Origin of the sequence: Methylobacterium sp. J-070 (assembly GCF_022829385.1) — a bacterium.
In the GTDB taxonomy this organism is placed as follows: Bacteria; Pseudomonadota; Alphaproteobacteria; order Rhizobiales; family Beijerinckiaceae; genus Methylobacterium.
Genome location: NZ_JAKSXX010000021.1, coordinates 1 through 1,161 on the forward strand (window position 1 = coordinate 1; position 1,161 = coordinate 1,161).

Consider the following 1,161-nt stretch of genomic DNA (forward strand, 5'->3'; position numbering starts at 1 on the left):
CACCCTGGACGTGAACGGCGTCACCCTGGCCAACGCCCTGACCCTCGCGGGCTATGGGGCGAACGGTATCGGCGCACTGACCGGCACGGGCGCGGCCGGGATCTCCGGCGCCGTGACGCTCTCCGGCAACGCAGGGCTCGGCGGCACCGGCACCCTGACGGTCTCGGGCGCGATCGGCGACGGCGGCCACGGCTACGCGCTGGACAAGGTCGACACCGGCACCGCCATCCTGACCGGCGCCAACACCTATTCAGGCGGCACCACAATCTGGAACGGCACGCTCAGCGCTACCAACCTCGCCGCGCTCGGCACCGGCGCTGCGACGGTCGTGAGCGGCGCCACCCTGGACGTGAACGGCGTCACCCTGGCCAATGCCCTGACCCTCGCGGGCTACGGATCCGACTATCAGGGCGCGCTGACCGGCACCGGCAGCGCCGGTGTCTCCGGCGCCGTGACGCTCGCGAACGACGCTTCGCTCGGCGGCACCGGCACCCTGACCCTGTCGGGCGTGATCGGCGACGGTGGCCACGGCTACGCGCTGTCCAAGGTCGGCGGCACCGGCACCGTGATCCTGACCGCCGCCAACACCTACTCGGGCGGCACCACGGTTTGGAACGGCACGCTGAGCGCCGCGAACGCCGCCGCGCTCGGCACCGGTGTGGCCACCGTCTGGCGCGGCGGCACCCTGAACGTGAACGGCGTCACCCTGGCCAACGCGCTGTCCCTCGCGGGTTCCGGGGCCAGCGGTACCGGCGCGCTGACCGGCACCGGCATCGCCGGTGTCTCCGGCGCCGTGACGCTCGCGAGCGCCGCTCTGCTCGGCGGCACCGGCACGCTGACCGTCTCGGGCGCCATCGGCGACGGCGGCAACCGCCACGGGCTGTACAAGGTCGACACCGGCACCGCGGTCCTGACCGCCGCCAACACCTACTCGGGCGGCACCAACATTTGGAACGGCACGCTGAGCGCCGCGAACGCCGCCGCGCTCGGCACCGGTGTGGCCACCGTCTTGAACGGCGGCACCCTGGACGTGAACGGCGTCACCCTGGCCAACGCCCTGACCCTCGCGGGCTATGGGGCGAACGGTATCGGCGCACTGACCGGCACGGGCGCGGCCGGGATCTCCGGCGCCGTGACGCTCTCCGGCAACGCAGGGCTCGG

The 1,161-nt window shown here is 73.4% G+C and carries 1 protein-coding gene; it reads left to right on the forward strand.

Going from position 1 to position 1,161, the window contains the following annotated elements; all coding sequences use genetic code 11:
* Positions 1-1,161: autotransporter-associated beta strand repeat-containing protein (locus MKL01_RS00840; RefSeq protein ID WP_243903348.1), on the forward strand; the 1,161-nt coding region annotated here is incomplete at both ends.